The sequence below is a fragment of the Dechloromonas denitrificans genome (assembly GCF_001551835.1).
In the GTDB taxonomy this organism is placed as follows: Bacteria; Pseudomonadota; Gammaproteobacteria; order Burkholderiales; family Rhodocyclaceae; genus Azonexus; species Azonexus denitrificans.
Genome location: NZ_LODL01000019.1, coordinates 426,811 through 431,419, shown reverse-complemented (window position 1 = coordinate 431,419; position 4,609 = coordinate 426,811). Strand labels below are relative to the sequence as shown.

Genomic DNA, 4,609 nt, shown 5'->3' with positions numbered 1-4,609 from the left:
TCTAGTCCCCCATCGGCGCAGCAACCTTTACAGCCGCTGCGACAATTTGCCGCACATTGTGCGCGGCGGATCAAGGCTTTAACAGGTGACGAATCGCTGATTCGCAGGCTGGGGAAGCGGGAGGAGTGGGGTAGGGAACGTCCTAGTTCTAAAGGATGCTTTCCTCATCGATCAGGTGGTTCTGGACGGCATAGCGGACCAGTTCGGCGGTGTTAGTCATGTTCATCTTGGCAAGGATGCTCGCCTTGTGGGTGCTGACGGTTTTGGTGCTGAGGCTGAGCTGGCGGCCGATTTCGGTGACGCCGAGGCCCTGCACGATGAGGAGGAAAATCTGGTGTTCGCGATCGGTCAGGCGATTGTGCGGCGCCATGCTGCCGCGGCCGCGCAGCATTTCCTGGGTCAGTTTGTCGGAAACCGCCTGGTTGATGAACAGGCCGCCGCTGGCGACCTTGCGGATGGCATCGGCAAGCTGGGTTTCCGCGTTGTCCTTGCACAGGTAGCCGGAGGCGCCAGCCTTCAGGGCGCGGATGGCGTAAATGTCTTCCTTGTGCATGCTGAGGATCAGAATCGGCAGCTTGGGAAACTCGGCCTTGATCTGCTTGATCAGTTCGATGCCGTTACGGCCAGGCATGGTCAGGTCGAGGACCAGCGCGTCCCATTCGGCCAGCCGCAGGTTGCCGATGGCTTCGATGCCGTTGCTCGCCTCGCCGGCGACCAGGATGTCGCCGCTGTCGTGCAGGATGTGCTTGAGGCCGGCCCGGAGAATGTCGTGGTCGTCGGCGATCAGGGTGCGAATCATGGGGTATGTCCTCCGTGTCGGGGTAGTGTCGCTACGATATGAACGCCCTGGCTGGCGCCGCTGGCAATCTCGATCCGGCCGCCGAGCATGCTGACCCGCTCGCGCATGCCGAGCAGGCCGAAGCCTTGCTTGGATTGCACCGGGTTGAGGCCGATGCCGTTATCGCGAATGTCGATGTGGATATTGTCCGCCGTTTCGTGGACTTCGATCTCGATCTGGCTGGCTTTGGCGTGCCTGGCGACATTGGTCAGCGCCTCCTGGATCAGGCGAAAGACGGTGATGGCGGGGCCTTCGTCGAGGTCGAATTCCTCCGGCTCCAGTTTCAGTTGGCAGGCGATGCCGGTGCGTTCGGCAAACTGGCTGCACAGGTGTTCGAGCGCCGCGGCGAGGCCAAGCACGTCGAGCATGCCGGGGCGTAGCCCCTCGGCGATCCGGCGCAAGGCGTCGATAGTACGCTCGACCAGGGCATGGGCATCGCTGGCGCGCGCCGTCACCGAACTGCCCAAGGGGCTGCATTGGCGTTTCAGCCAGCCGAGGTCGATGCGCAAGGCGGTCAGGGCCTGGCCCAGTTCGTCGTGCAGTTCCCGGGCGATGGCCGTGCGTTCTTCCTCGCGCACGGTCTGCAGAAAACTGGCCAGTTCCTGCAGGCGGGAGCGGGAATCTCGCAACTCCTGTTCCGACAGTCGCAGTTGTTCGGTGCGCTCGGCGACCTTGTCTTCCAGCTTGGTTTGCAGGCGGCGCAACTCGATATGGGTGTGTACGCGGGCCAGGACCTCCTCGGGCTGGAAGGGCTTGGCGATGTAGTCGACGGCACCGAGGCTGAAGCCGCGCACCTTGTCGCCGGTATCGCGCAGGGCGGAGAGAAAGATGATCGGGATGTCGCGGGTGGCCGGCTCGGCTTTCAGGCGCTGGCAAAGTTCGTAGCCGTCCATGCCGGGCATGCGCACGTCGAGCAGGATCAGTTCCGGCGGCTTGGCCTGGGCCGAGCGCAAGGCCATGCGTCCGTCCTGGGCCGGGCGGACGACGTAGCCGGCTTCGGTCAACAGGTCGCAGAGCAGGTCGAGCGAGGCGACGGTGTCGTCGACGACCAGGATTTCGGGCGGCACGCGGTGAGCGTCATTGGTCTTCATTGTTCGTTGTCCAGGATGCCCAGGGTTTTCCAAAGTGTCTGGTAATGGCGGTCGCGGCAGAGGGCCGAGAGATGCTCGGCAAAGCGGGGGTTTTCGCTGGCCACCTGGCTGAGGGCGGCCTCAATTTCGGTCGCGCTCAGTGAAATGGCGGCTTCGGTCAGTCGCTTGCGGGTCTCGGGCGAGAGTCGGGAAAATTCCTGGATGTCGGATGGTGGCGGATTTTCGTTGCCCGGACTGCTCAGGCAGATGCCCAATTGCTGCTCGATGGCCCGGAAAATGTCGCCTTCCTCGAAAGGCTTGCTGACAAAATCATCAGCGCCGGCGGCCAGCGCCGCCTCGCGGGCTTCCAGCAAGGCGTTGGCGGTCAGCATGACGATCCGCGGCTGATCGATGCTGTCGCGGCGCAGCCGGGTGATGAAGTCGATGCCCTGGCCATCCGGCAGGTACCAGTCGAGAAATACCAGATCGGCCGGCGTCTTGCTCAGCGCCGTCGCTGCCTCGGCGAGATTAGCCGCTTCATCGATCGTGAAGCCGAGCGGTTCGAGCAGCGAGCGGACCAGCAGGCGGGCTGCCTGGCCATCATCGACGATGAGGACTCGACACCGGCGGTCGACCGGCAGTTTTCGGGCAATTTCAGGGGGCCGTGCGGGCAGTTGCGGCGTATCCACCCGCTGTGCCGGAATCGTGAAGTGGAAGGTCGAGCCATGTCCGGGGGCTGACTCGACGGCAAGCTCGCCGCCCAGCATGTGGACGTAGTTCCGGCTGATGGTCAGGCCCAGCCCGGTTCCGCCATGCTGGTTGCTGCCTACTTGCTCGAAGGAAGAAAAGATCCGCTCGCAGTCGGCCGGCGCTATGCCGATGCCGGAGTCGCGGACGGCGATGCTCAGGTCCACCCGGTTGTCGCCGGTCGCAACGGCCTCGGCACGGACGACGATTTCACCCTGCGGGGTGAATTTGACGGCATTGGAGAGCAGGTTGAGCAGGATCTGGCGAATGATCACCGGGTCGAGCATGACGACGGCCGGCAGGTTTTCCATCTCCAGGCGAAGGGTCAGTCCCGCCTGTTCGGCGCGCAGGCCCATCATGTCCACGACCTGGGTCAGCAATTCGGCGAGGGCGACTTCCTCGATGGCGATTTCCATCTTGCCCGACTCGATCTTGGAAAGTTCGAGGATGTCGTTGATCAGGGTGAGCAGGTGATGCCCGGAATGGTTGATGATTTCCAGATTGCCCTGCTGTCGTGACGATAGGCTGCTGTCTTTTTCCATCAGTCGGGAAAAGCCGATCACCGCATTGAGTGGCGTCCTCAGTTCGTGGCTCATATTGGCCAGGAAGGTGGATTTACTGCGGTTGGCGGCTTCCGCCTGATCGCGGGCGACGGTCAGTTCCTCGGTGCGCTGGCGGACCAGTTCTTCGAGGTGCTCGCGGTAGTCGGCCAGTTCCTGCTCGGCCTTCTTGCGTTGCGTGATGTCGGAGAAAATCGAGATGTAGCGGCGAATGCGGCCGTCCGGGCCGCGCAGGGCCTGCATCGAGATTTCTTCCGGAAAGATTTCGCCGTTCTTCCGGCGGTTCCAGATTTCGCCGCGCCAGTGTCCATTCTGGGTCAGGTTGTGCCACAACTGGCGGTAGAAGTCCTGGTCGTGGAGTCCCGACTTGAGAATGCGCGGGTTTTGCCCGATCACCTCGTCGCGCCGGAAGCCGAAGATAGTGCAGAAGGCATCGTTCACCCAGAGTATGGTGCCCTCGGCGTCGGTGATGACGGCGCCTTCGGCCATTGCGCCAAAGGCCATTTCGTTTTCCCGGCGCATTTCGTCCTGATACAGGCGTTCAAGCGCCCGTCGGCGGGAAAAGAAGTGCAGCAGCAGGATGGTGGCGGCACCGAAGGTCCAGATGCCGCCGTGCCAGTATTGCAGCGCCCGCCAGGTTGGCTCCTGGGCCGTCCGGTAGGTATTGAGATCGATCGAGACGCTGGCCCCGCCGCGCAGGCCGCCGACCGGAACGAGGGTGTCGCGGTGGCATTCCAGGCATTCCTCTTCCATCTTCATCGGCAGCATGGCGCGCATCAGGCCGTGGCTGCCTTTTTTGGGCTGGGTTTCGGTGACCATTTCGGCCCCCTGGCTCAAGGCGGCAAGCGCCTGGCTTTCCCATTCGTCAGGACGGTTGCCGATATTGCGCAACTGGTTTGAAGTCAGGCGCTCCTTGTGCCCGAAGCCGCGATTGCTGGTTTCCTGGATGGCGAGCAGCAGATGGATCGGGGTGACGCTGACGATCCTGAATTGTTCGTCGGTACCGGGCTTGACTGTGAAGCGCTCTTCTTCTTCCAGCGAATTCTGGGACGGGACATGTTCTTCGCGAATGAAGACACCGCCAACGCCGGAGGCCCATTTGCGGATCGCCATGTCCTTTTTCAGATTGGCGACGGCATCGATGCGGGCGAGGGCCGAGGCATTCCGGTTCAACTGCTCGCGCTGGGCGAGCAGCGAGGCCAGTACGAGCAGCGTCCAGATCGCAATCGCCAGCAAGGTTCCGGCAAGGCCGGCCAGCGACAGCGGTAATTTGAGGGGGGAGGGCATGCGTTCCTAATGCCGGAAAAGCGATGGAATGAAAAAGGGGAGCAGAAACTCTGCTCCCCTTTGTACGCTCGGTCAATCCTGCTTACTTGACCTTCTTGGCGCCGTTT

General features: G+C 62.5%; 3 protein-coding genes. All 3 read right to left on the bottom strand.

Features of this window, described 5'->3' with window-relative positions:
- Positions 1 to 148: 148 nt before the first annotated feature.
- The 3 genes from AT959_RS09880 to AT959_RS09870 are packed head-to-tail and all read right to left on the bottom strand — an operon-like array spanning position 149 to position 4,502.
- Positions 149 to 799 (bottom strand): response regulator, encoded by a 651-nt coding sequence (locus AT959_RS09880; RefSeq protein ID WP_066882808.1) that lies wholly within the window; start codon positions 797 to 799, stop codon positions 149 to 151.
- Positions 796 to 1,929 (bottom strand): ATP-binding response regulator, encoded by a 1,134-nt coding sequence (locus tag AT959_RS09875; protein WP_066882807.1) that lies wholly within the window; start codon positions 1,927 to 1,929, stop codon positions 796 to 798. The genes AT959_RS09880 and AT959_RS09875 overlap by 4 nt, the downstream gene beginning before the upstream one ends.
- A complete protein-coding gene (locus AT959_RS09870; RefSeq protein ID WP_240481803.1) occupies positions 1,926 to 4,502 on the bottom strand; it encodes an ATP-binding protein in 2,577 nt (858 codons plus the stop codon). The genes AT959_RS09875 and AT959_RS09870 overlap by 4 nt, the downstream gene beginning before the upstream one ends.
- Positions 4,503 to 4,609: the final 107 nt, after the last annotated feature.